The sequence below is a fragment of the Stenotrophomonas sp. 17(2023) genome (genome assembly GCF_030345315.1).
Lineage (GTDB): Bacteria > Pseudomonadota > Gammaproteobacteria > Xanthomonadales > Xanthomonadaceae > Stenotrophomonas > Stenotrophomonas acidaminiphila.
This window is the reverse complement of record NZ_CP128405.1, coordinates 2,154,054-2,175,947: the sequence shown is the minus strand read 5'-3', so window position 1 is coordinate 2,175,947 and position 21,894 is coordinate 2,154,054. Positions and strand designations below refer to the sequence as shown.

The window sequence follows — 21,894 nt, the reverse complement described above, 5'->3', positions numbered from 1 at the left end:
TTACCTGAACGAACCAGCCGGAGAACCTATCGAATGTCCGACACGGCACTGTTGCGTATCGGCATCCTTGCCGCCGGACTGCTGCTGATCGCGGCGATCCTCCTGTTCGGACGGCCCCGGAAGCCGGCGCAGGGCAAGCGCCGCGAACCGGCCGAGAGCGGCGAGCGGCCACGGCGCGAGCCGGTGCTGGGCGCGGGCGAGGAGGCGGGCGAGGGCCTCGCCGGGGCCGAGGCGGGCGAGGTGGCAGCCCAGCAGGAACTGGGGTTGCCGGACGTGGAAGCGCCAGGCAGCGAACTGGGCAAGCGCGCCACCCAGGATTTCGACAAGATCGTCTCGCTCTACGTGGCCGCACGCGCCGGGTTGTCGCTGCGCGGCGAGGACATCGTGGTCGCCGCAGAGAAGACCGGGCTGGTGTTCGGCTACATGAACGTGTTCCACCGCATGGTCGAAGGCCATCCCGAGCGCGGGCCGATCTTCAGCATGGCCAGCATCATGAAGCCGGGCAGTTTCGACATGGCCCATATCCGCGAGATGGAAACCCCGGCCATCGCCTTCTTCCTGACCCTGCCGGCGCCGATGACCGCGCTCGATGCCTGGGAGAAGATGCTGCCCACCGTGCAGCGCATGGCCGAGCTGCTCGACGGCGTGGTCCTGGACGACAGCCGCAACGCGCTGGGGCGCCAGCGCATCGCCCACATCCGTGATGAACTGCGGGCCTACGACCGCCAGCACCAGGCGCCACCGCTGACCAAGCCGCCGCGCTGGTGAGCGCGGTGCGGTAGCCACGGCAAGGGGCGTCGCGTGCGGCGCCCCTTGCTGTTTGAGCGGGCGGCCACACGCGTTGCGTATACGCGTGCGCGGGTAAAATCAGGGCATGACTTCCGAAGCCACCGCCCGCCGCCGCATCGCCGAACTCCGCCAGCAGCTGGCCACGGCCGCACAGGCCTACCACGAGCACGACGAGCAGCTGATTCCCGATGCCGACTACGACCGGCTGCTGCGCGAACTCGAAGCGCTGGAGGCGGCCCATCCGCAGCTGGACAGCGACGATTCGCCCAGCCACCAGATCGGCGGCAGGCCGTCGTCGCGGTTTCCCGAGGTGGTGCACGCGGTGCCGATGCTGTCGCTGGGCAATGCCTTCAGCGACGAGGAAGTGCGCGACTTCGTGCGCCGCATCGACGAACGCCTGCAGCGCCGTACGCTGGTGTTTTCGGCCGAGCCCAAGCTCGACGGGCTGGCGATCAGCCTGCGCTACGAGGACGGCGTGTTCGTGCAGGGCGCGACCCGCGGCGACGGCAGCCGCGGCGAGGACGTCACTGCCAACCTGCGCCAGATCAAGGTGATCCCGGCCCGGCTCGAAGGCGCGGGCTGGCCGGCGGTACTGGAAGTGCGCGGCGAGGTGTACATGCCGCGCGCCGATTTCGAGAAGTACAACGAGCAGGCGCGCCTGCACGGCGGCAAGGTGCTGGCCAACCCGCGCAACGGCGCCGCCGGCTCGCTGCGCCAGCTCGACCCGAAGGTCAGCGCCCAGCGTCCGCTGAGCTTCTATGCCTATGGCACCGGCGAGGTCGACGGCGGCCAGCTGCCGCCCACCCATTCGGCGACGCTGGCACGGCTGGCGCAGTGGGGGTTCCCGGTGAGCGAACTGTGCCGGGTGGTCGAGGGTGCCGATGGCCTGCTCGACTACTACCGCGACATCGGCGCGCGCCGCGACGGGCTGGCGTTCGACATCGACGGCGTGGTCTACAAGCTCGACGACCGCGACGGCCAGCGCGAGATGGGCTTCGTCGCCCGCGCGCCGCGCTGGGCCATCGCCCACAAGTTCCCGGCGCAGGAGCAGACCACCACGGTCGAGGCGATCGAGATCCAGATCGGCCGCACCGGCGCCGCCACGCCGGTGGCGCGCCTGCAGCCGGTGCAGGTGGCCGGGGTGACCGTCACCAACGCCACCCTGCACAACGCCGACCAGATCGCGCGCCTGGACGTGCGCGTGGGCGACAGCGTCATCGTGCGCCGCGCCGGCGACGTGATCCCCGAAGTGGTGAGCGTCATCCCCGGGCGCCGCCCGCCCGGCGCGCTGCCGTGGACGATGCCGCCGGCGTGCCCGGTATGCGGTGCCGAGATCGTGCGCGAGGAGGGTGCGGCGGTTTGGCGCTGCTCGGGCGAGCTGAGCTGCCCGGCGCAGCGCAAGGAGGCCATCGCCCATTTCGCCTCGCGCCGCGCGATGGACATCGACGGGCTCGGTGACAGGTACATCGAAATCCTGGTCGACGCCGGCATCGTGCGCGGCGTGGCCGATCTGTACCGGCTGCAGCGCGACACCCTGCTGCTGCTCAAGCTGGCGCTGGACGCGGCCGATCCCTCGGCGCTGGCCAACGGCATCGCCCCGCACCTGCCGGCCGAGGGCAGCGGTGAATGGCTCAAGGCGCTGCTGCGCCTGGACGGCAACGATCCGCGATGGCGCGCGCAGGCGCTGGCGTTGCCGGCACGCTTCGAGTGGAACCCGAAGAAGATCGCCACCCGCTGGGCCGACAACCTGATCGCGGCCATCGACGCCAGCCGCACCACCACGCTGGAGCGGCTGCTGTTCGCGCTGGGCATCGAGCATGTCGGCGAGAGCACCGCCAAGGCGCTGGCGCAGTGGTTCGGCGACCTGGAACTGATCCGCCAGCTGCCGTGGCCGCTGTTCAAGCGCGTGCCCGATATCGGCGGCGAGGTGGCGCGCTCGCTGGGTCATTTCTTCGAGCAGGAAGGCAACCAGCAGGCGATCGACGCGCTGCTGCAGGTCGGGCGGGTACGCATCGGCGACGTCCACCCGCCGTCGCCGCGGCTGCGCGAAGGGCTGGACCTGGCGCAACTGCTGGTCGAAGCCGAGATTCCGGGCATCACCCGGCTGCGCGCGGAGAAACTGGTGGCGGCGCTGCCGTCGGCGCAGCAGATCCTGGACGCCGAGCCGCAGCACCTGCTTGCCGCCGGCCTGCCAGAGGACACCGCGCACGGCCTGGCGCAGTGGCTGGACAGCGACAACCACGGGCAATTGCTGCTCAGGGGCGAGGCGCAGATGCAGCGCCTGCTGGAACTGGCCCCGGTGGCGGCCGCGCAGCCGGCCGGGCCGCTGGACGGCCAGACCGTGGTGCTGACCGGCACGCTGTCGGCGCTGACCCGCGACGCCGCCAAGGCGCGGCTGGAAGCGCTGGGCGCCAAGGTCGCCGGCAGCGTTTCGAAGAAGACCGCCTTCGTGGTTGCCGGCAGCGAGGCCGGCTCCAAACTGGACAAGGCCACCGAACTGGGCGTGGAGGTGTGGGACGAACCGCGCCTGCTCGCCTTCCTCACCGAACACGGACAACACCCATGAACCTGCGTTTCCGCCTCGCCACGCCCGAGGATTTCCCGCACCTGCTCGCCATGGTGCGCGCGTTCTATGCCGAGGACCAGATCGCCTACGACGCGGCGCTGGTCGAGCCCGGCCTGCGTACGCTGCTGGCCGAGCCGGCCTGCGGCGCGGCCCTGCTGCTGGAGGGCGACGATGTGGCCGAGGCCGGCTACATCACCCTGGGCTGGTGCTTCAGCGTGGAGCAGGGCGGTCGCTTCGTGCTGCTCGACGAACTGTACCTGGCCCCTGCCGCGCGTGGCCGCGGCTGGGGGCGGCAGGCGCTGGCGCTGGCGCGCGACTGGGCGATCGTCGAGGGCGCCAGCGTGATGCGGCTGGAGGTGAACCACCACAATGCCAGGGCCAAGGCGCTGTACCTGTCGGCCGGCTACCGCGACGACGAGCGTGACATCCTGACCCTGCCGCTGGCGGTGTCGCCGGCGGGCCTGCATCCGTGATCGAGGCGCTGCGCCGGCGCGCGCGCCTGAACGCGCTGATCCGCGATTTCTTCGCGCGCCGCGAGGTGCTGGAAGTGGAAACGCCGATCCTGTCCGCGGCCGGCAACACCGAGCCCAACATCGAGGGTTTCCAGACCCGCTTCAGCGGCCATGTCGATGCGGGTTCGGCGGTGCGCTGGCTGCGCACCTCGCCGGAGTATCCGCTCAAGCGGCTGCTCGCCGCCGGCGTCGGCGACTGCTACGAGCTCGGCCGGGTGTTCCGCAACGGCGAGGCCGGCGGCCGCCACAACCCCGAGTTCACCATGCTCGAGTGGTACCGCGTCGGCTGGGATCACCATCGCCTGATCGAGGAGACGGTGGAACTGGTGCGTGCGGCGCTGGCGCTGGTCGCGCGCGAGGCGGCGCTGCAGGTAATGACCTACCGCGAGCTGTTCGTCGGCACGCTGGGCGTGGATCCATTCAGCGCCGACGAGGCGCAGCTGCGTGCGCCACTGGCCGGCGTCGGCATCACTGCCGACGGCCTCACCCGCGACGACTGGCTCGACCTGCTGATGACCCACCGCATCCAGCCGCACTTCCCCGTCGACCGCATCACCGTGATCCATGACTGGCCGGCCACGCAGGCCGCGCTGGCGCGCATCCGCCCGGGCCAGCCGCCGCTGGCCGAGCGTTTCGAGCTCTATCTGGGCGCGGTGGAACTGGCCAACGGCTACCACGAGCTGAACGATGCGGTGGAACAGCGCCAGCGCTTCCAGCGCGACCTGGCGGTGCGTGCCGCGCGCGGTGACGTGCAGCCGCCGCTGGACGAGCCGTTCCTGGCGGCATTGCCGGGGTTGCCGCGCTGCGCCGGCGTGGCGGTGGGCGTGGACCGGCTGTTGATGGCGCTGGCCGGGACCGGCCGCATCGCCGACGTGCTGGCCTTCGATTTCGCCAGCGCCTGAGCGCCTTTCCCGCACCGGCGGGCCCGTGAAACGGGCGGCGATCGCTGCCCGTGCACCGCTGCCCGCGCGGCATGCCGCGCACGCACGTATTGCCTGCGCACCGCCGATGATGCTCTGATCATGCCTGCGGACGCAGCGTCTGTGCCGGCGGCGTCCATCGGATTGCAGGGTGGGAAGGTCTGATGAAAGGTGTGTGCGGCCTGTTGCCAACGCTGTGGCTGTTGCCGATGCCGGCCTTGGCGGGGCAGGACGGCGCGACGCCGGCGGAGACCCCGGTGGTGCGTTGCGAATCGGACGAGGGTACGCGCCAGCGCTGCGCGATGGACGTCTCGCGCGGCGTGCAGCTGGTGCGCCAGCTTTCCACCCAGAGCTGCATCCGCGAGACCAGCTGGGGCATGGACGAGCAGGGCATCTGGGTCAGCCGCGGCTGCCGCGCCGAGTTCGCTCCCGAACAGCCTGCGCCCGGGCAGCGCCTGGTGCGGCGCATGGTGCGCTGCGAATCCAAGGGCCGCACCGTGACCTGCCCGGTACTGCTGCGCGGCGCGCCGGTACGCCTGATCCGCCAGCAGTCGCTGCTGCCCTGCCGCGAAGGGCGCACCTGGGGATACGGGCGCAACGAGATCTGGGTGAGCCGCGGCTGCCAGGGGCAGTTCGAAGTGGGCGCCGAGGACGGCTCCGGGTTCGTGGATGTTCCGCGCCAGGTCATCTGCGAATCCAAGAGCGAGATGCGCCGGGAGTGCGGGGTCAGCGTCGAGCGCAAGGTCACGCTGGTCCGGCAGCTGTCCAATGCGCCCTGCGAGGAAGGGCGCAGCTGGGGCTGGGACCGTGCCGGCGTCTGGGTGGACAAGGGCTGCCGCGCCGAGTTTTCCGCCGACTGACGGCGGCCCCGTACAATGGCGCGATGAACGACAACCACGCCATCGATTACGCCCGTTACGACCATATCCGCCCGATCCGCTGGACCGGCGATGCACTGGAGCTGCTGGACCAGCGCAAGCTGCCGTTCGTCGTCGAGCACGTGCTGTGCAGCGACAGCGACGCGGTCGCCGCGGCCATCCATGCGCTCACCGTGCGCGGTGCGCCGGCGATCGGCATCGCCGCGGCCTGGGGCGTGGTGCTGGCCGCGCGGGGGCTCGATGCCGGCGACGGCGCCGCCGCGCTGCAGGCACTGGAACCGGCGATGGCGCGGCTCAATGCCGCGCGCCCGACCGCGGTCAACCTGGCCTGGGCGCTGGCGCGCATGCGCGGTGTTCTGGCCGCCGCGGGCAGCGACTGGAAGCAGGTGCTGGCGCTGGAAGCGCAGGCCATTGCCGACGAGGATCTCGCTGCCAACCGCCACATGGGCGAGCGGGGCGCGGGCCTGATCGCGCCGGGCAGCGGCGTGCTGACCCACTGCAACACCGGCTCGCTGGCCACCGCCGGCTTCGGCACCGCGCTGGGCGTGATCCGTGCCGGCGTCGCCCAGGGGCGCATCGCACGGGTGTTCGCCGGCGAAACCCGGCCGTGGCTGCAGGGCGCGCGCCTGACCGTGTGGGAACTGCAGCAGGATGGCATCGATGCGACCCTGGTCGCCGACTCGGCGGCATCGCACCTGATGAAGACCGGCGCGGTGCAGTGGGTGGTGGTCGGCGCCGACCGCATCTGCGCCAACGGCGATACCGCCAACAAGATCGGCACCTACCAGCTGGCCATCGCCGCGCGCCACCACGGCGTGAAGTTCATGGTGGTGGCGCCGTCCTCGACCGTGGACATGGGCACCGCGCATGGCGACGCGATCGAGATCGAGCAGCGCGATCCGGGCGAACTGTTCGGCGTCGGTGGCGTGCGCACCGTGGCCGAGGGCATCCAGGCCTGGAACCCGGTGTTCGACGTGACCCCGGGCAGCCTGATCGACGCCATCGTGACCGAAAAGGGCGTGATCCTGGACCCGGACGCCGCGGCCATGCGGGCGGCTTTCGGCGGCTGAACCCGGGCCCGGGCCCGGTACCGGCGGCGGTATCTGCGCGGCGGTTCGTGGAAACCGCCGCCCACCCCCGCGGACAGCGGCTAAGTCCCTGATTTGCTCCGTTAAAAGTGCTGCTTCCCGAGTCGGCAGACGGCGCCGTGTGGTAAACTCGGCTACTTGAATCGGGCTTGTGCCGGGACCGCCCACAAAGGCCGTCGGCGCTGCTCCGGACCGCTACCAGAATACGGAATCCGAATGGCAGAAACCGCCAAGGAAATCATCCAGGTCAACCTGGAAGACGAGATGCGCAAGAGCTACCTCGATTACGCCATGAGCGTGATCGTGGGGCGCGCGCTCCCCGACGCCCGCGACGGCCTCAAGCCGGTCCATCGCCGCGTCCTCTACGCGATGCAGGAGCTTGGCGCGCACGCCAACAAGCCGTATTACAAGTCGGCGCGTATCGTCGGTGACGTCATCGGCAAGTACCACCCGCACGGCGACAGCGCGGTCTACGACACGCTGGTGCGCATGGCGCAGCCGTTCTCGCTGCGCTACATGCAGATCGACGGCCAGGGCAACTTCGGTTCGGTCGATGGCGACAGCCCGGCGGCGATGCGTTACACCGAATCGCGCCTGTCGCGGATCAGCCACGAGATGCTGGCCGACATCGACAAGGAAACCGTCGATTTCCAGCCCAACTACGACGAGAAGGAGCTGGAGCCGACGGTCCTGCCGACGCGCTTCCCGAACCTGCTGGTCAACGGCTCGGCCGGCATCGCGGTGGGCATGGCCACCAACATCCCGCCGCACAACCTGACCGAGAGCATCAATGCCTGCATCGCGCTGATCGACAACCCGTCGATCGACGTGGACGGGTTGATGGAGTACATCCCCGGCCCTGACTTCCCGACCGCCGGCATCATCAACGGTACCGCCGGCATCATCGCCGGCTACCGCACCGGCCGTGGCCGCGTCCGCATCCGCGCCAAGGCCGATATCGAAGTGGCCGACAACGGCCGCGAGTCGATCATCGTCACCGAGATTCCCTACCAGGTGAACAAGGCGCGGCTGATCGAGAAGATCGCCGAGCTGGTGAAGGAAAAGAAGCTCGAGGGCATCAGCGAGCTGCGCGACGAGTCCGACAAGGACGGCATGCGCATCTACATCGAGGTCAAGCGCGGCGAATCGGCCGAGGTCGTGCTGAACAACCTGTACCAGCAGACCCAGATGGAGTCGGTGTTCGGCATCAACATGGTGGCGCTGGTCGACGGCCGCCCGAAGCTGCTGAACCTCAAGGAGATGCTGGAGGCGTTCGTCCGCCACCGCCGCGAGGTCGTCACCCGCCGCACCATCTTCGAGCTGCGCAAGGCGCGCGCCCGTGCGCACGTGCTGGAAGGCCTGACCGTCGCGCTGGCCAACATCGACGAGATGATCGAACTGATCAAGACCTCGTCCAACCCCGCCGAGGCCAAGGAGCGGATGCTCGCCAAGGTGTGGGAGCCGGGCCTGGTCGGCGCGCTGCTGGGTGCCGCCGGGGCCGAGGCCTCGCGTCCGGAGGACCTGCCCCGCGGCATCGGCCTGGTCGATGGCCGCTACCAGCTGTCCGACGTGCAGGCCACCCAGATCCTGGAAATGCGCCTGCATCGCCTCACCGGGCTGGAGCAGGACAAGCTCACCGAGGAATACAGGCAGCTGCTGGACGTGATCGCCGGGCTGATCCACATCCTGGAAAACCCCGACCGGCTGCTGCAGGTGATCCGCGAGGAGCTGGAGAGCGTGCGCGCCGAGTACGGCGACGAACGCCGTACCGAGATCCGCCACAGCGAGGAAGACCTGGACATCCTCGACCTGATCGCGCCGGAGGACGTGGTGGTGACGCTGTCGCGTGCCGGTTACGTCAAGCGCCAGCCGGTATCGGCGTACCGCGCGCAGAAGCGCGGCGGCCGCGGCCGCAGTGCGGCGGCGACCAAGGACGAGGATTCGATCGAGCAGCTGTGGCTGGTCAACACCCATGACACGCTGCTGACGTTCACCAGTTCCGGCAAGGTGTTCTGGCTGCCGGTGTACCAGTTGCCGGAGGCCGGCTCCAACGCGCGCGGGCGCCCGATCATCAACTGGATCGCACTGGAGAACGGCGAGCGCGTGCAGGCGGTGCTGCCGGTGCGCGAGTACGACGACAACCACTTCGTGTTCTTCGCCACCCGCAACGGCACGGTGAAGAAGACCCCGCTGAGCGAATTCGCGTTCCGCCTGGCGCGCGGCAAGATCGCCATCAACCTCGACGAGGGCGATGCGCTGGTCGGCGTCGGCCTGACCGATGGCGAGCGCGACATCCTGCTGTTCGCCTCCAACGGCAAGACCGTGCGCTTCGGCGAGGACCGCGTGCGGTCGATGGGCCGGACCGCCACCGGCGTGCGCGGCATCAAGATGGCCAAGGGCGAGGAAGTGGTCAGCCTGATCGTGGCCGAAAGCGCCGGTGGCGCCGAGGACGAGAACGAGGACGACACCGGTGCCGAGGACATGCTGGTCGACGCCGGCGAGATCATCGAGTCGGCCGACGATGCGGGCGTGCAGTACATCCTTACCGCCACCGAGAATGGTTACGGCAAGCGCACGCCGCTGGCCGACTACCCGCGCAAGGGCCGTGGCACGCAGGGCGTGATCGGCATCCAGACCAGCGAGCGCAACGGCAAGCTGGTCAGCGCGGTGCTGCTGGGCACGGGCGACGAGGTGCTGCTGATCTCCGATGGCGGCACCCTGGTGCGTACCCGCGGTTCGGAAATCTCGCGCGTGGGCCGCAACACCCAGGGCGTGACCCTGATCCGCCTGTCCAAGGGCGAGAAGCTGCAGGCGGTCGAACGCCTGGATGCCTCGCTGCAGTCGGGCGACGATGCCGACGAGGATGTGGCGTCCGGGGATGCGGAGCCGGCCGTGGCGCCGCCGCAAAGCTGAAAGGCAGCGGTTCGCGTTGAATGAAAGCGCCGGCGCAAGCCGGCGTTTTTTTTTACGCTCGTCCATGCGCCGGGTCCCCGGGGAATCGCCGGGCATGCTTGCGGGCGCGGCCCTGTCTGCCGGCGATGCGCGCGGTGGGGTGGCGGGCCCGTGGTCGCGGTCGTGGCGTTTGAAAACGCAAAAAAAAACAGCAGGCAAAGCCTGCTGTTCGGTGTAATGGCGCGCCCGGAGAGATTCGAACTCCCGACCGCCTGGTTCGTAGCCAGGTACTCTATCCAACTGAGCTACGGGCGCGTTTTACCTTTATTGTTCTGACGGGGAACGCTGCTGGTGCAGTGTTCCAAACTGGCGCGCCCGGAGAGATTCGAACTCCCGACCGCCTGGTTCGTAGCCAGGTACTCTATCCAACTGAGCTACGGGCGCGTCGTCAGGAGCGGAATTATGCGGATATGACGCGCATGCGTCAACGCTTTTGTGAAATTTTCCTATAACGATGCCGATGCCAGCGCATCGGCGACGATGGCCGGCGATTTCATCCAGCTGAAGTGGTCGGCAGGCGCGCCCAGTTCGTCGCCGGACAGGATCCGCAGCGTCGCCGGCGCGGCCGGCATCTTGGACAACAGGTGGCGCATGGAGCCGGCCGGGGCGAGCCAGTCGGCGTCGAACAGCAGCGCCTGCACCGGCAGCGCGAGGGCATGCATCGCCGCATCCAGGTCGACCGCCAGTCCTGCCGCGGCGTAGTGCCCGCTGAGGCCGACCCGGGCCCAGTCGTGGATCAGGCTGCGTGCCTCGGTGCCGCCGAAGCCGAGCCGGCGCCCGGGCAGCGCCCCGCGCCGTTGCGCCAGCCAGGGCAGGAAGCGATAGGCCGGTGGCAACAGCCAGCGCCGCGGCGCCGGAAAGCCCTGCCACCACGGGGTGCCGCTGGCGACCAGCCAGAGCGCGGCGAAGGCGTCCGGATGCAGGCCGGCATGGCAGCACGCCAGTTGTCCGCCGAGGCTGTGCCCGCCCAGCCGCAGCGCGAGGCCGGGCAGCGCCGAGCGGACCGCTGCCTCGGCGGCGGGCAGGTCGTGCTGCAGCAGCTCGCGGTAACCCCAGTCGCCGTTCCTGCCGGCGCGCAGGCTGCTGCTGCCGTTGCCACGCCATTCATGCACGAACACGGCGGTGCCGCGCCCCGCCAGGGCGTCTGCCAGCGGCAGGTAATGGCGCGCGGCCACGCCCAGTGCGGGCAGCCACAGCACCGCCGCACGGGGCTGCGATGGCAGGTGGGCGAGCAGCTGGAAGCGGTGTCCGTCCGCCGCCGCGACGTCGAGGACGGAGTGCGCGCTCATGCCGGGCCAGCCGCGCCGAAGTGATCCAGCACCATGACCTCGCCGCGCCCCGGGTGGTAGCCGTTGCGCAGGCCGCGCGCCACGTAGTCGATGGCGGCGCCGCAGGCATTGGGCAGCGACAGCCCGCGGCACAGCTGCGCGGCGACGGCCGCGGCCAGGGTGCAGCCGGTGCCGTGCGCCTCCACCGGCAGCCGGGCGTGGCTGAATTCCTCGCCGGTGACGCCATCGAAGTAGCGGTCGATCACGCGCGGGCCTTCATCCAGGTGCCCGCCCTTGAGCAGGACCGCCCCGGCGCCGAGCCCGAGCAGCGCGGCGGCGGCGTCTTCGGCCTCGGCGGCATTGCCGATGCGGCGCCCGAGCAGCAGCTCGGCCTCGGGGGTGTTCGGGGTGAGCAGCGTGGCCAGGGGCAGCAGGCGCTCGCGCAGCGCGCGCAGCGCGCTGGCTTCCAGCAGGCGGGCGCCGCTGGTGGCGACCATCACCGGGTCCAGCACCACCTGCGGCGGGCGGTGCGTTTCCAGTACGTCGGCGACCAGGTGGATGACGTCGGCGTTGGCGAGCATGCCGAGCTTGACCGCGTGGATGTCGAAATCCTCGAAGCAGGCATCGAGCTGGGCCTGCAGGAATTCCAGCGGCGGCACGTGCACGGCGATGACACCGCGGGTGTTCTGCGCGGTCAGTGCGGCGATCGCGGACAGGCCATGCACGCGATGCGCGGCGAAGGCCTTGAGGTCGGCCTGGATGCCGGCACCGCCGCCCGAATCGGAGCCGGCGATGGTCAGGGCGGAAACGGGTGTGGAAGGCGTCATGGCACGATTGTGCCGTGTTTGGCCTGCTGCTGCCGTCAGGGGGCGGTGTACAGGCGCTGGGACAGCCGGTAGATGATGTAGGTGGCACCGGTGCAACCGGTCAGCAGCGCCGGTGCGAGCAGCGCGTCGTAGCCGTAACGCTGGAACAGCCAGGCGCCGATGACGCCGCCGGCCAGGAAGCCGCTGATGATCAGCCCGCTCAGTGTCAGCCGTCGCATCTGCAGCGGCAGCCCGCGCAGCAGGTGGCCCAGGCCGATGCCCAGGTCGGTGAACATGCCGCTGAGATGGGTGGTGCGCACCACCGCGCCGCTGAAGGTGGTGACCATGGCGTTCTGCAGGCCGCAGGCCATGGCCGCGGCCAGCGCGCCCCAGATCTGCTGCTGCTTGAACAGCGGGATCGCCACCAGCAGCAACAGCGATTCGATGGTCAGCACCACGCCGTAGCGACGGCCCAGCCGCAACGTGCCGTCCTGCACGATGAGCCCGCTCAGCATCGCTCCCAGCGAGAACGCGATCAGCATCCCCCACAGGTGCGCGACGCTGCGCCAGTCGTGCTGCACCAGCGCCATGCCGAGCTGGCTGGTGGTACCGGTGAGGTGGCTGACCGCCTGGTGTTCGAAACCGAGGAAGCCGACCACGTTGACCATGCCGGCCACGCAGGACAGCGCGATCGCGCCGATCCATACCCAACGGGGGAGCTGTATGCCCATGGCGTTGACGGTACGGCCGGCCCGCTCAGAAACCGCCGTTGGTGGCGATCCCGGAGAAGCTGCCGGTCTGCGGGTCGTACACCGCGCCCCAGAAGGCGGCGCCGCCGTCGCAGACGCGCACCGCTTCGCGCGCCGGGTTGGTCTTGTCGTGGTCGGGCAGGGTGAAGGCGTTGATGTAGATCAGCTGCCGGCCGCCGGCGATGAAGCCCACATACTGGCGCCCCGAGCGGGTGGGCTCGGCGATGGTGGGCTGCAGTTGCTGCAGGCGGCTTTCCAGCGCCTCGATCTGCGCACGGCTGGGCGCCCAGTAGCCGCTGATGCCATCGGGTTGCCTGGCCGGGCTGTCGCGCGAGCAGGTGTCGAGCACCTGCGCGGCGACGATCGGGCGCGTGACCACCCACGACTGCCCGGCCTTGATCGCCGTTGGTACGGACGCGCCGGGCTTCACGTTGGCCGGCGTGCAGGCGGCCAGCGCGAGCAGGCAGGTGGCGAGCAGGGGCAGGGAATGGGCGGCTTTCACGGCGACTCCGGGCAGTGCATGGCGGGCTTCAGGCGGCGGGGGCGGGGGCGTAGCTCTCAAGGTAACCACAGCCCGTGCAGCGGTAGGTGCGCGTGGCCAGTTTCTCACGCGGCGTCTTCAGGCCCATCCAGAACGATTTCTGCGGCTGGCCTTCGACCCAGGCCGTGATCGAGCGTTCGTTGGCATGGCCTTCCTCCAGCAGGTAGCCGGGGTGCATCGGGGCATGGCATTTGCAGCATTCCAGTTCGGGAGCGGTCATGGGCATGGGCGGTCGGGAGGGATGGGCGTGGCGTCGGCGAGGTCACAGTACTTCGGATGCGTAGTCGGCCAGCCGCGAGCGTTCGCCCCGGCGCAGCGTGATGTGCGCGCTGTGCGGCCAGTTCTTGAAGCGGTCCACGGCGTAGGTCAGGCCCGAGGTGGTCTCGGTCAGGTAGGGCGTATCGATCTGCTCGACGTTGCCCAGGCAGACGATCTTGGTGCCCGGGCCGGCGCGGGTGATCAGCGTCTTCATCTGCTTCGGGGTGAGGTTCTGCGCCTCGTCGAGGATCAGGTAGCGCGACAGGAAGGTGCGCCCGCGCATGAAGTTCAGCGAGCGGATCTTGATGCGCGAGGCGAGCAGGTCGTTGGTGGCCGCACGGCCCCAGGCGCCGCCTTCCTGGTTGTGGGTGAGCACTTCCAGGTTGTCGGTGAGCGCGCCCATCCACGGCGTCATCTTCTCTTCCTCGGTGCCGGGCAGGAAGCCGATGTCCTCGCCGACGCTGACCGTGGCGCGGGTCATGATGATTTCCCGGTAGCGCTGGGTATCCATGGTCTGCGCCAGGCCGGCGGCCAGCGCCAGCAGGGTCTTGCCGGTGCCGGCGGTGCCGAGCAGGGTGACGAAGTCGATTTCCGGGTCCATCAGCGCGTTGAGCGCGAAATTCTGCTCCCGGTTGCGTGCGGTGATGCCCCACACCGAATGCGCGCCGTGGCGGAAGTCATCCACCAGGGTCAGGGTGATGCGGCCGTCGGCCTCGACCCTGGCGACCTTGAGTTCGACCTCGTCATCGCCCGGCAGGTAGACGTACTGGTTGGGGAACCACTGTTCGTCGTCGGTGGCGCGGATCTCGTAGCTGGTGCGGCCCTTGTCGCTCCAGCTGCGCAGGTCGCCCGAATGCTTCTTCCAGAAATCCTCGGGCAGGGCCGATGCGCCGGTGTACAGCAGGCTGAAGTCGTCCAGCGCGCGGTCGTTCTCGTAGTCCTCCGAGTCGATGCCGGCGATGGCCGCCTTGATCCGCAGGTTGATGTCCTTGGAGACGAACACCACCGGCACGTCCGGGGTCTGTTCCTTCAGCGCGAGGATCGCGCCGAGGATCGCGTTGTCCGGGATCACCGCGCCGAAGCTCTTGCCGGCCTCGAAATGGCTGGTCTGGAAGTACAGGTGGCCGGCGCTGCGCGCGCCGCGCAGCTGCAGTCCCTGCGGCAGCACCAGCGGGACGCCCTTGGCGATGCCGCCGATGCCGGAGGCCTCGATCAGCTCGTTGAGGAAGCGGCTGACCTGGCGCGCGTTGCGGCTGGCCTCGGAGGTGCCCTTCTTGCCGTTGTCCAGTTCCTCGATCACCTGCATCGGCAGGTAGACGTCGTGCTCCTCGAATTTGAACAGCGCGGTCGGATCGTGCATCAGCACGTTGGTATCCAGCACGTAGATGCGCTTGCCTCGGGTCATCGTCGATTCCTGGTTACGGGCAGGGAAAAACCGCCACGACCTGCGGGGCAGGGGCGCGGCGGACGAGGTGGGCGATGGGACTCACTTGGACCGGGCGGCCTTCAGGGCGTCGAGCACGGCCTGGGCATGGCCGGCGACCTTGACCTTGCGCCAGGCCTGCACCAGGGTGCCGTCGGGCGAGACCAGGAAGGTGCTGCGTTCGATGCCACGCACCTGCTTGCCGTACATGTTCTTCATGCGGATCACGTCGAAGGCCGTGCACAACGCCTCGTCGGCATCGCTGACCAGCGGGAACCCGAAGCCCTGCTTCGCGCAGAAGTTGTCGTGCGACCTGACCGAGTCGCGCGAGACCCCGAACACCACGGCGCCGGCCCGCTTGAACTGCGGCAGCAGGGCGTTGAAGTCGATGCCCTCGGTGGTGCAGCCGGGGGTGCTGTCCTTCGGGTAGAAGTAGAGCACCAGCCAGTGGCCGGCCTGCGCGGCGAGGGTGGTGGTGGCGCCGCCGGACAAGGCCAGCGGCAGCTCGAGGGTGGTGCGGTCCAGGGTATCGCCGATGTTCATCAGATCCTTTCCGGAGCCTGGGGTACTTCCATTGCAGCTACATGAAACGCCGCCCGCCCGTGACGGACGCGCGAATGTTCAGAACTTCATCGGGTCCATGATGGCGTCCAGGTTGAGGTGGTCGCAGAACTCGAGGAAATCGTCGCGCAGGGCGGCGATGTGCATGTTGGCCGGCACGCCGATGGTGATCTGCGCAGAGAACATCTCCGCGCCGGTCTGCATGGCCTGGTAGCGGGTGCTCTGCAGGTTCTCGATGGTGATGCCCTGACGGTCGAAGAAGTCGGCCAGCTGGAACAGGATGCCGGGCTTGTCCGCGGCGATCACTTCCACGATGTAGGGCAGCAGGTTGGACTGGGCCTGCTTGGCGGCGGTGCGGTACCACACCAGCTTCAGGCCTTCCTCGCGCTCCAGCCGGGTCAGCATCGCCTCGAGCTTGGCCACCGCGTCCCACGAACCGGTGGCCAGCGTGGTGACCGAGACATCGCGCCCCACCGTGGACAGCCGTGCATCGACCAGGTTGCAGCCGCTGTCGGCGATGCGGCGGGTGACGGACAGCAGGGGGGACTCCGGATGCGTCGTGTAGGCGTTGATCAGGAGGTGGTTTTCGGTCGGCTGCGGCCGCGGGGTGCTGTTGGTCAAGGTGGTTCCGGGATGCTCTGTGAGTCTGAACGGCGCCGGCGCGGGCACGTTCGCTGGCACCCAGCATACTTGCCCGTGCTTTCGACCGGCAAGTAACATGCCCCCGGTCACGAACCCGCCGCCAGGCGGGATTCCCAGCCCCCTCGAAGAACGGCGTTTCCCTTGTCCATTTCCGGCCTCATCACCGCCCTGGCGACGCCTTTCCTTGCCGACGGCGCGCTCGATGGCGAGGGTTGGCGGCGCCTGCTGGCGCGGCAGGTGGCCGGCGGTGCGCAGGGCGTCGTGGTGGCCGGGTCCACCGGCGAGGCGGCAACCCTGTCCGAGGCCGAATACGACACCCTGCTGCGCACCGCCGTGGAGGTCCTCGGCGGCCGCATGCCGGTGCTGGCCGGGACCGGCCATTCCGGTACCGCCCGGACCATCGAGGCGACCCGCCGCGCCGCGCGCAACGGCGCCACCCATGCGCTGGTGGTGACTCCGCCCTATGTACGCCCGACCCAGGAGGGCCTGCGCCAGCATTACTTGGCCGTGGCCGAGCAGGGCGGGCTGCCGGTGGTGCTGTACAACGTGCCCGGCCGCACCGGCTGCGACCTGTTGCCCGAGACCGTGGCGCAACTGGCGGCGCACCCGCGGATCGTCGGCATCAAGGAGGCGGTCAGCGACATGACCCGCATGAAGGCGCTGCTGGCGCTGCGCGGCGATGGCTTTGCCATCCTCGGTGGCGACGACGCCAGCGCCGCGCGTACGCTCCTGGCCGGTGCCGACGGCCTGGTTTCGGTCGGCTCCAACGTCCTGCCGGGCGCCTTCCGTACCCTGTGCGACCTGGCGCGCGCCGGCAACCATGCCGCCGCCGAAGCCTGGGACGCACGCTTGCAGCCCTACCACGATTTCTTCACCCTCGAGTCCAACCCGATCCCGGTCAAGGCATTGCTGCAGCGCCTGGGCATCGGCCATGGACTGCGCCTGCCGCTGTTGCCCCTTTCCGCTCCGCACCACGCCGCCGCCGACCACCTGGCGGCCGACGTGGGCGCACTTGAAGAACTATCCAGCCACTGAACCTGCAGTGGCCAGAACCTGGAGATCCACCATGCGTCATTCCCGTTCCGCTGTCCGCGCACTTTCGCTGGCCCTGCTGGCCATCGCCACCACCGTCACCGCGACCGGCTGCTTCAAGCGTGGCGCGCGCGGCGACTACGCGCTGGCGCCGGAAATGCGTCCGCTCGAAGTGCCGCCGGACCTGACCCTGCCCAACACCGCCGGCGCATCGCAGGTGCCGGCGCTGGCATCCGCCGCGCGTCCGGCCCAGCCCGCCGCGGCCCAGCCGGCGCAGGGCGGCTTCACCGTCAGCGGCAGCCGCGACGAGGTGTTCGGCAAGGTCGGCGACGCGCTGGCCACGATCGACGGGGTAACCATCGCCAGCCGCGCGCAGCTGCTGGGCTCGTACGACGTGGCCTATGAAGGCAGCAACTTCCTGGTGCGTGTGGTCGGCGTCGATGCCGGCGCCTACGTGTCGGCGGTCGATCCGCGTGGCCTGCCGGCCACCGATCCGGCGGCGATCAAGCTGCTCGGCGCACTGAAGGCCAAGCTGGCGCCGTAAGCGCCGCCGCCGCGACCCATGGCGGCGTGCCGCCATGGGCAGTGGTGCTTCCCGGGCCGGGCATCACCGGCGACCGGGCGCGGGAAACGAAAAGGGCGCCGATGGCGCCCTTTTCCGCGTGGCCTGTTGCCGGCTCAGCGTTCCAGCAGCTTGAGCTTGTCCGGCTTGCCATCCCATTCGGCGGCATCGGCCGGCGGATCCTTGCGCACCGTCAACACCGGCCAGACCTTGGCCAGTTCGGCATTCAGCGCGACAAAGCCTTCCTGGCCCCCGGGTACGTCGTCTTCCGGATAGATGGCGCTGACCGGGCATTCCGGCTCGCACAGGGTGCAGTCGATGCACTCGTCCGGGTCGATCACCAGGAAGTTGGGGCCTTCATGGAAGCAGTCCACGGGGCAGACTTCGACGCAATCGGTGTGTTTGCACTTGATGCAGTTTTCGGTGACGACAAAGGGCATGACGGGGTCCGGCGTTGAACCCGGTAATTCTAGAGCAGGATGCACGCGCTGGGCGGGACCATTTTCATTCGCGATGCCTGCCGGCGCGCATGGGGCGGGCCGCGGTGGCGCCGGCACGGCAGGGCGATGGCGCGGCGTCGCGGCCGAAGCCGGTGGCGGTCGTCCTTGCGGCCGGCCGTGGCGCGGGCAACAAAAAACCCCGCACAGGCGGGGCTTCTTGATTTCGCGGACGGAGTTGGCGCTCCCTAGGGGACTCGAACCCCTGTTTTAGCCTTGAGAGGGCCACGTCCTAACCACTAGACGAAGGGAGCGTTTGGTCGCGTCCGGCGAGCGCGCTAGTATATGCACCTGTTTGCCGTCAGGCAACCCTGCAACCCCAACCGGAATCGCCAACATCAATTCCACAGTTACAACGCCGTTCACCCTGCGCGTCATCCCGCGCGACCAGCACACCATCTCGCGCAAGGACGTCAGTCCCAATGCGCTGCGTGTGCTCTACCGCCTGCGCGAGGCCGGGTTCGGTGCCTACCTGGTCGGCGGCGCCGTCCGCGACCTGCTGGTGGGGGGGCGGCCCAAGGATTTCGACGTGGCCACCGACGCCACGCCGGAGCAGATCAAGCAGCTGTTCCGCAACTGCCGGCTGATCGGCCGCCGCTTCCGCCTGGCACACGTGGTGTTCGGCCGCGAGATCATCGAGGTCGCCACCTTCCGCGCCAACAGCGACGACGGCAGCGGCGACCGCGAGGTCGAGAACGGCATGCTGGTGCGTGACAACGTCTATGGCAGCATCGAGGACGATGCGCTGCGCCGCGACTTCACCTGCAACGCCCTGTATTACGCCATCGAGGATTTCTCGGTGCGCGACTACGTCGGCGGCTTCGAGGACGTGCTGGCGCGGCGCATGAAGCTGATCGGCGACCCCGAGCAGCGCTACCGCGAGGACCCGGTGCGCATGCTGCGCGCGGTACGCCTGGCGGCCAAGCTCCAGTTCGGGATCGAGCCGGCCACCGCCGCGCCGATCCCGCGCCTGGCCGGGCTGCTGGAAGAGGCCGCCCCGGCGCGCCTGTTCGAGGAGGTGCTCAAGCTGTTCCTGTCCGGGCACGGCGTGGCCAGCTTCGAGGGACTGGAGCGCCATGGCCTGCTGCCGGCCCTGTTCCCGGAGAGCGCGGCCGCGCTGAAGAGCAACCGCAGTGGCGCCTTGCGCCGCTTCGTGGTCGAGGGGCTGCGCAGCACCGACGAGCGCGTGGCCAACGACGAGCCGGTGTCGCCGGCCTTCCTGTTCGCGCTGCTGCTGTGGCCGGCGTTCTGCCGCACCCTGATCGCGCTGCAGCGGCAGGGGCTGGCACCGGAAGAGGCACAGCGCCGCGCCGCCGACCGGGTCACCCTGCACCAGCTGACCACCATCGCGCTGCCGCGCCGGTTCTCGCTGCCGATGCAGGAGATCTGGCTGCTGCAGTCGCGCTTTGCCACGCGCCAGCGCAAGCGCGTGTTCCGCACCCTGACCCATCCGCGCTTCCGCGCCGCGTTCGATTTCCTGGTGCTGCGCCAGGCCGCCTCCAGCGAACATGCCGCCGACATCGCGTTCTGGCGCGAGGCGCAGCAGCAGTCCGGGCGCGAACTGGAGTCCGCGCTGGACTCGCTGCATGCCGAGGGCGTTGCCGAAGAGGGGACGGCGCCGCGGCGTCGCCGCCGTCGCCGCCGCAGCAGCGCCGCCGCGGGCGAGTAGGCCACATGGTCATGGCGTGCGTCGGGCTGGGCGCCAACCTCGGCGACGCGCCGGCGACGGTGCGCGCGGCGGTGCAGGCGCTGGCGGTGCTGCCGCAGTGCCGGCTGCTCGCCGCCTCGCGGCTGTACCGCACCCCGGCCTGGGGCAACCCGGACCAGCCGGACTTCATCAATGCCGCGGTGGCGCTGGAGACCACGCTGGCGGCGCCGGTGCTGCTGGAGCGCCTGCTGGCGACCGAGCAGGCGTTCGGCCGCGTGCGCATGGCCGGCGAGCGCTGGGGGCCGCGCACGCTCGACCTGGACCTGCTGCTGTACGGGGAGCAGGTGATCGACCTGCCACAGCTCAAGGTGCCGCACCCCCACCTGCACGCACGCGCATTCGCCCTGCTGCCGCTGGCCGAGGTGGCGCCGGAGGCGGTGATTCCCGGCCATGGAACGGTGCGTGGCGCGCTGGCCGCCATCGAAACCTGCGGTATCACGCCGATAGGGGGATAATGCGCGGCTCATCACCGATCGTTATCCCCACATGAGCACCCACGCAGACAGCAAGCCCTGGACCGTCCCGGCGCTGGCCGAGGCCAAGCGCAACGGCCAGAAGCTGGTGATGTTGACCGCCTACGACGCCGGTTTCGCCCGCGCCTTCGACGCCAACGGGGTCGACCTGATCCTGATCGGCGATTCGCTGGGCATGGTGGTGCAGGGGCACGACTCGACCCTGCCGGTCACCGTCGCCGACATCGCCTACCACACCACCGCGGTCGCGCGGGTGCTGCAGCGCGCGCTGCTGGTGGCCGACCTGCCGTTCGGCGCCGACGCCACCCCCGAGCGTGCGTTCGAGGCCTCGCTGCAGCTGCTGCGCGCCGGCGCGGAGATGGTCAAGATCGAGGGTGCCGGCTTCAAGCTGGACGTGATCCGTTACCTGGTCGAGCGCGAGATCCCGGTGTGTTCGCACCTGGGCCTGACCCCGCAGTCGGTGCTGACCCTGGGCGGCTTCAAGGTGCAGGGCCGCGGCGAAGCCGCCGAGCGGCTGCGTGCCGACGCCCGCGCCGTGGCTGCCGCCGGCGCCGCGCTGCTGGTGCTCGAATGCGTGCCGTCGCCGCTGGCCGCGCAGGTCACCGCCGACGTGGCGATTCCCACCATCGGCATCGGTGCCGGCCCCGGCTGCGACGGCCAGGTGCTGGTGATGCACGATTTCCTCGGCCTGGACAGCGGCCACCGCCGGCCCAAGTTCGTCAAGGATTTCCTTGCCGAAGGCGGTTCGGTGGCCGGTGCGGTCCGCGCCTACGCCGACGCGGTCCGCGCCGGTACCTTCCCCGACGCGGAGCATGCGTACGCATCATGATCGAAACCGTCACCGAACTTTCCCGGCTGCGCGCCATCGTCGGCGGCTGGAAGCGCGAAGGGCTGCGGGTGGGCTTCGTGCCGACCATGGGCAACCTGCACGCCGGCCACTATTCGCTGGTCACGCTGGCGCGCCGGCATGCCGACCGCGTGGTGTCCAGCGTGTTCGTCAACCCGACCCAGTTCGGCCCGAACGAGGACTTCACCCGCTACCCGCGCACCCCCGAGGCGGACACCAGCGGGCTTGAGCAGGCCGGCTGCGACGTGCTGTGGCTGCCCACGGTCGAATCGATGTACCCGTTTGGCGTGGAGCTGGCGGCCAAGGTGCATGTGCCGGGGGTCAGTGCGCTGCTCGAAGGCGCCCACCGCCCGGGCCATTTCGACGGTGTGTGCACCGTTGTCTCGCGCCTGTTCAACCAGGTGCAGCCGGACATGGCCGCGTTCGGCCGCAAGGACTACCAGCAACTGGCGGTGATCCGGCAGATGGTGGCCGACCTGGCGTTCCCGATCGAGATCGTGGGCGGCGACATCGTACGCGAGGACGATGGCCTGGCGATGAGCTCGCGCAACCAGTACCTCACCGCCGACACCCGCCCGCAGGCCGCGGTGATCCGGCGCGTGCTGCTCGGCATGCGCGATGCCAGCCTGGCCGGCACCCCGCGGGCGCAGGTCGAGGCCGAGGGTGCGGCACGGCTGCAGGCGGCTGGTTTCCAGGTCGACTACGCGGTGGTGCGCCTGCCGGACCTGGGCGAGCCGGGCGAGGGCGCGGGCGGTGCACGCGTGGCGCTGGTCGCCGCCCGGCTGGGCAATACCCGCCTGATCGACAACATCGAGTTCTGAC

The 21,894-nt window shown here is 69.8% G+C and carries 22 protein-coding genes and 3 tRNA genes; 13 read left to right on the top strand and 12 right to left on the bottom strand.

Annotated features, from left to right (window positions below):
- Positions 1 to 33 precede the first annotated feature (33 nt).
- From zipA to gyrA, 7 genes are all read left to right on the top strand, one after another.
- A complete protein-coding gene (zipA, locus tag QQA12_RS09835) occupies positions 34 to 768 on the top strand; it encodes a cell division protein ZipA (RefSeq protein ID WP_226049191.1) in 735 nt (244 codons plus the stop codon).
- Positions 769 to 874: 106 nt separating this feature from the next.
- Entirely contained in the window at positions 875 to 3,355 is a 2,481-nt protein-coding gene (gene ligA, locus QQA12_RS09830) for an NAD-dependent DNA ligase LigA (RefSeq protein ID WP_226049190.1), read from the top strand.
- The gene (locus tag QQA12_RS09825) at positions 3,352 to 3,828 is read left to right on the top strand and encodes a GNAT family N-acetyltransferase (RefSeq protein WP_054666461.1); all 477 of its coding nucleotides are present in this window, start codon (positions 3,352 to 3,354) and stop codon (positions 3,826 to 3,828) included. The genes ligA and QQA12_RS09825 overlap by 4 nt, the downstream gene beginning before the upstream one ends.
- The gene (gene epmA / locus QQA12_RS09820; RefSeq protein ID WP_226049189.1) at positions 3,825 to 4,769 is read left to right on the top strand and encodes an EF-P lysine aminoacylase EpmA; all 945 of its coding nucleotides are present in this window, start codon (positions 3,825 to 3,827) and stop codon (positions 4,767 to 4,769) included. Before QQA12_RS09825 ends, epmA begins: the two co-directional genes overlap by 4 nt.
- Positions 4,770 to 4,996: 227 nt before the next feature.
- Positions 4,997 to 5,647 carry a DUF3011 domain-containing protein gene (locus tag QQA12_RS09815; protein ID WP_226049927.1) on the top strand — a complete coding sequence of 217 codons (651 nt, stop codon included), beginning with the start codon at positions 4,997 to 4,999 and terminating at the stop codon, positions 5,645 to 5,647.
- Positions 5,648 to 5,670: 23 nt separating this feature from the next.
- The gene (gene mtnA / locus QQA12_RS09810) at positions 5,671 to 6,735 is read left to right on the top strand and encodes an S-methyl-5-thioribose-1-phosphate isomerase (protein WP_226049188.1); all 1,065 of its coding nucleotides are present in this window, start codon (positions 5,671 to 5,673) and stop codon (positions 6,733 to 6,735) included.
- A gap of 234 nt (positions 6,736 to 6,969) precedes the next feature.
- Complete coding sequence (gyrA, locus tag QQA12_RS09805; protein WP_226049187.1) at positions 6,970 to 9,666, top strand: DNA gyrase subunit A; 2,697 nt, start codon at positions 6,970 to 6,972, stop codon at positions 9,664 to 9,666.
- 217 nt (positions 9,667 to 9,883) lie between these two features.
- Here the strand turns inward: gyrA and QQA12_RS09800 are convergent.
- The 10 genes from QQA12_RS09800 to QQA12_RS09755 all read right to left on the bottom strand — a co-directional run bounded on the left by QQA12_RS09800 (position 9,884) and on the right by QQA12_RS09755 (position 15,932).
- Positions 9,884 to 9,960 (bottom strand) — tRNA-Arg (locus QQA12_RS09800).
- Between the two features lie 52 nt (positions 9,961 to 10,012).
- A tRNA-Arg gene (locus QQA12_RS09795) sits at positions 10,013 to 10,089 on the bottom strand.
- Positions 10,090 to 10,151: 62 nt separating this feature from the next.
- The gene (locus QQA12_RS09790) at positions 10,152 to 10,994 is read right to left on the bottom strand and encodes an alpha/beta fold hydrolase (protein ID WP_226049186.1); all 843 of its coding nucleotides are present in this window, start codon (positions 10,992 to 10,994) and stop codon (positions 10,152 to 10,154) included.
- Positions 10,991 to 11,800, bottom strand: a complete 810-nt coding sequence (gene thiD, locus QQA12_RS09785) for a bifunctional hydroxymethylpyrimidine kinase/phosphomethylpyrimidine kinase (RefSeq protein ID WP_226049185.1) — start codon at positions 11,798 to 11,800, stop codon at positions 10,991 to 10,993. The genes QQA12_RS09790 and thiD overlap by 4 nt, the downstream gene beginning before the upstream one ends.
- Before the next feature lie 35 nt (positions 11,801 to 11,835).
- Complete coding sequence (locus QQA12_RS09780; protein WP_054666444.1) at positions 11,836 to 12,510, bottom strand: YoaK family protein; 675 nt, start codon at positions 12,508 to 12,510, stop codon at positions 11,836 to 11,838.
- A gap of 25 nt (positions 12,511 to 12,535) precedes the next feature.
- Positions 12,536 to 13,012 (bottom strand): hypothetical protein, encoded by a 477-nt coding sequence (locus QQA12_RS09775; protein ID WP_226049926.1) that lies wholly within the window; start codon positions 13,010 to 13,012, stop codon positions 12,536 to 12,538.
- A gap of 46 nt (positions 13,013 to 13,058) precedes the next feature.
- Positions 13,059 to 13,289 (bottom strand): hypothetical protein, encoded by a 231-nt coding sequence (locus QQA12_RS09770; protein ID WP_054666439.1) that lies wholly within the window; start codon positions 13,287 to 13,289, stop codon positions 13,059 to 13,061.
- 42 nt (positions 13,290 to 13,331) lie between these two features.
- Positions 13,332 to 14,732 carry a PhoH family protein gene (locus QQA12_RS09765; protein WP_054666437.1) on the bottom strand — a complete coding sequence of 467 codons (1,401 nt, stop codon included), beginning with the start codon at positions 14,730 to 14,732 and terminating at the stop codon, positions 13,332 to 13,334.
- Between the two features lie 81 nt (positions 14,733 to 14,813).
- Positions 14,814 to 15,293, bottom strand: a complete 480-nt coding sequence (locus QQA12_RS09760; protein WP_054666435.1) for a peroxiredoxin — start codon at positions 15,291 to 15,293, stop codon at positions 14,814 to 14,816.
- A 78-nt stretch (positions 15,294 to 15,371) separates the two neighbouring features.
- The gene (locus QQA12_RS09755; protein ID WP_056931767.1) at positions 15,372 to 15,932 is read right to left on the bottom strand and encodes a glycine cleavage system protein R; all 561 of its coding nucleotides are present in this window, start codon (positions 15,930 to 15,932) and stop codon (positions 15,372 to 15,374) included.
- A 162-nt stretch (positions 15,933 to 16,094) separates the two neighbouring features.
- On the opposite strand from QQA12_RS09755, the gene dapA reads away from it, so the two are divergent.
- The gene (gene dapA / locus QQA12_RS09750) at positions 16,095 to 16,988 is read left to right on the top strand and encodes a 4-hydroxy-tetrahydrodipicolinate synthase (RefSeq protein WP_054666432.1); all 894 of its coding nucleotides are present in this window, start codon (positions 16,095 to 16,097) and stop codon (positions 16,986 to 16,988) included.
- A gap of 31 nt (positions 16,989 to 17,019) precedes the next feature.
- Complete coding sequence (locus tag QQA12_RS09745; protein WP_226049184.1) at positions 17,020 to 17,529, top strand: hypothetical protein; 510 nt, start codon at positions 17,020 to 17,022, stop codon at positions 17,527 to 17,529.
- A 134-nt stretch (positions 17,530 to 17,663) separates the two neighbouring features.
- Here the strand turns inward: QQA12_RS09745 and fdxA are convergent, their stop codons facing one another.
- Together fdxA and QQA12_RS09735 are read right to left on the bottom strand one after the other, a co-directional pair.
- Positions 17,664 to 17,987, bottom strand: a complete 324-nt coding sequence (gene fdxA / locus QQA12_RS09740) for a ferredoxin FdxA (protein ID WP_054666428.1) — start codon at positions 17,985 to 17,987, stop codon at positions 17,664 to 17,666.
- 236 nt (positions 17,988 to 18,223) lie between these two features.
- Positions 18,224 to 18,298, bottom strand: a tRNA-Glu gene (locus QQA12_RS09735).
- A gap of 41 nt (positions 18,299 to 18,339) precedes the next feature.
- Here QQA12_RS09735 and pcnB point away from each other — a divergent pair.
- From pcnB to panC, 4 genes are read left to right on the top strand one after another with little or no spacing between them, the layout of a single operon-like run.
- Positions 18,340 to 19,713: a polynucleotide adenylyltransferase PcnB gene (gene pcnB / locus QQA12_RS09730; RefSeq protein WP_054666426.1), complete on the top strand. Its 1,374-nt coding sequence runs from the start codon at positions 18,340 to 18,342 to the stop codon at positions 19,711 to 19,713.
- Between the two features lie 5 nt (positions 19,714 to 19,718).
- Complete coding sequence (gene folK, locus QQA12_RS09725; protein WP_226049183.1) at positions 19,719 to 20,207, top strand: 2-amino-4-hydroxy-6-hydroxymethyldihydropteridine diphosphokinase; 489 nt, start codon at positions 19,719 to 19,721, stop codon at positions 20,205 to 20,207.
- A gap of 31 nt (positions 20,208 to 20,238) precedes the next feature.
- Positions 20,239 to 21,054 (top strand): 3-methyl-2-oxobutanoate hydroxymethyltransferase, encoded by an 816-nt coding sequence (gene panB, locus QQA12_RS09720; RefSeq protein ID WP_182334624.1) that lies wholly within the window; start codon positions 20,239 to 20,241, stop codon positions 21,052 to 21,054.
- Positions 21,051 to 21,893, top strand: coding sequence for a pantoate--beta-alanine ligase (gene panC / locus QQA12_RS09715; protein ID WP_054666420.1), 843 nt, complete (start codon positions 21,051 to 21,053; stop codon positions 21,891 to 21,893). Before panB ends, panC begins: the two co-directional genes overlap by 4 nt.
- Position 21,894 lies beyond the last annotated feature (1 nt).

What these genes read in the sequence shown, in the direction of transcription:
- zipA (WP_226049191.1), top strand. Translation starts at nt 34, where the DNA reads ATGTCCGACACGGCACTGTTGCGTATCGGCATCCTTGCCGCCGGACTG.
- ligA (WP_226049190.1), top strand. Translation starts at nt 875, where the DNA reads ATGACTTCCGAAGCCACCGCCCGCCGCCGCATCGCCGAACTCCGCCAG.
- QQA12_RS09825 (WP_054666461.1), top strand. Translation starts at nt 3,352, where the DNA reads ATGAACCTGCGTTTCCGCCTCGCCACGCCCGAGGATTTCCCGCACCTG.
- QQA12_RS09815 (WP_226049927.1), top strand. Translation starts at nt 4,997, where the DNA reads ATGCCGGCCTTGGCGGGGCAGGACGGCGCGACGCCGGCGGAGACCCCG.
- mtnA (WP_226049188.1), top strand. Translation starts at nt 5,671, where the DNA reads ATGAACGACAACCACGCCATCGATTACGCCCGTTACGACCATATCCGC.
- gyrA (WP_226049187.1), top strand. Translation starts at nt 6,970, where the DNA reads ATGGCAGAAACCGCCAAGGAAATCATCCAGGTCAACCTGGAAGACGAG.
- QQA12_RS09790 (WP_226049186.1), bottom strand. Translation starts at nt 10,994, where the DNA reads ATGAGCGCGCACTCCGTCCTCGACGTCGCGGCGGCGGACGGACACCGC.
- thiD (WP_226049185.1), bottom strand. Translation starts at nt 11,800, where the DNA reads ATGACGCCTTCCACACCCGTTTCCGCCCTGACCATCGCCGGCTCCGAT.
- QQA12_RS09780 (WP_054666444.1), bottom strand. Translation starts at nt 12,510, where the DNA reads ATGGGCATACAGCTCCCCCGTTGGGTATGGATCGGCGCGATCGCGCTG.
- QQA12_RS09770 (WP_054666439.1), bottom strand. Translation starts at nt 13,289, where the DNA reads ATGACCGCTCCCGAACTGGAATGCTGCAAATGCCATGCCCCGATGCAC.
- QQA12_RS09765 (WP_054666437.1), bottom strand. Translation starts at nt 14,732, where the DNA reads ATGACCCGAGGCAAGCGCATCTACGTGCTGGATACCAACGTGCTGATG.
- QQA12_RS09760 (WP_054666435.1), bottom strand. Translation starts at nt 15,293, where the DNA reads ATGAACATCGGCGATACCCTGGACCGCACCACCCTCGAGCTGCCGCTG.
- QQA12_RS09745 (WP_226049184.1), top strand. Translation starts at nt 17,020, where the DNA reads ATGCGTCATTCCCGTTCCGCTGTCCGCGCACTTTCGCTGGCCCTGCTG.
- fdxA (WP_054666428.1), bottom strand. Translation starts at nt 17,987, where the DNA reads ATGCCCTTTGTCGTCACCGAAAACTGCATCAAGTGCAAACACACCGAT.
- folK (WP_226049183.1), top strand. Translation starts at nt 19,719, where the DNA reads ATGGTCATGGCGTGCGTCGGGCTGGGCGCCAACCTCGGCGACGCGCCG.
- panB (WP_182334624.1), top strand. Translation starts at nt 20,239, where the DNA reads ATGAGCACCCACGCAGACAGCAAGCCCTGGACCGTCCCGGCGCTGGCC.
- panC (WP_054666420.1), top strand. Translation starts at nt 21,051, where the DNA reads ATGATCGAAACCGTCACCGAACTTTCCCGGCTGCGCGCCATCGTCGGC.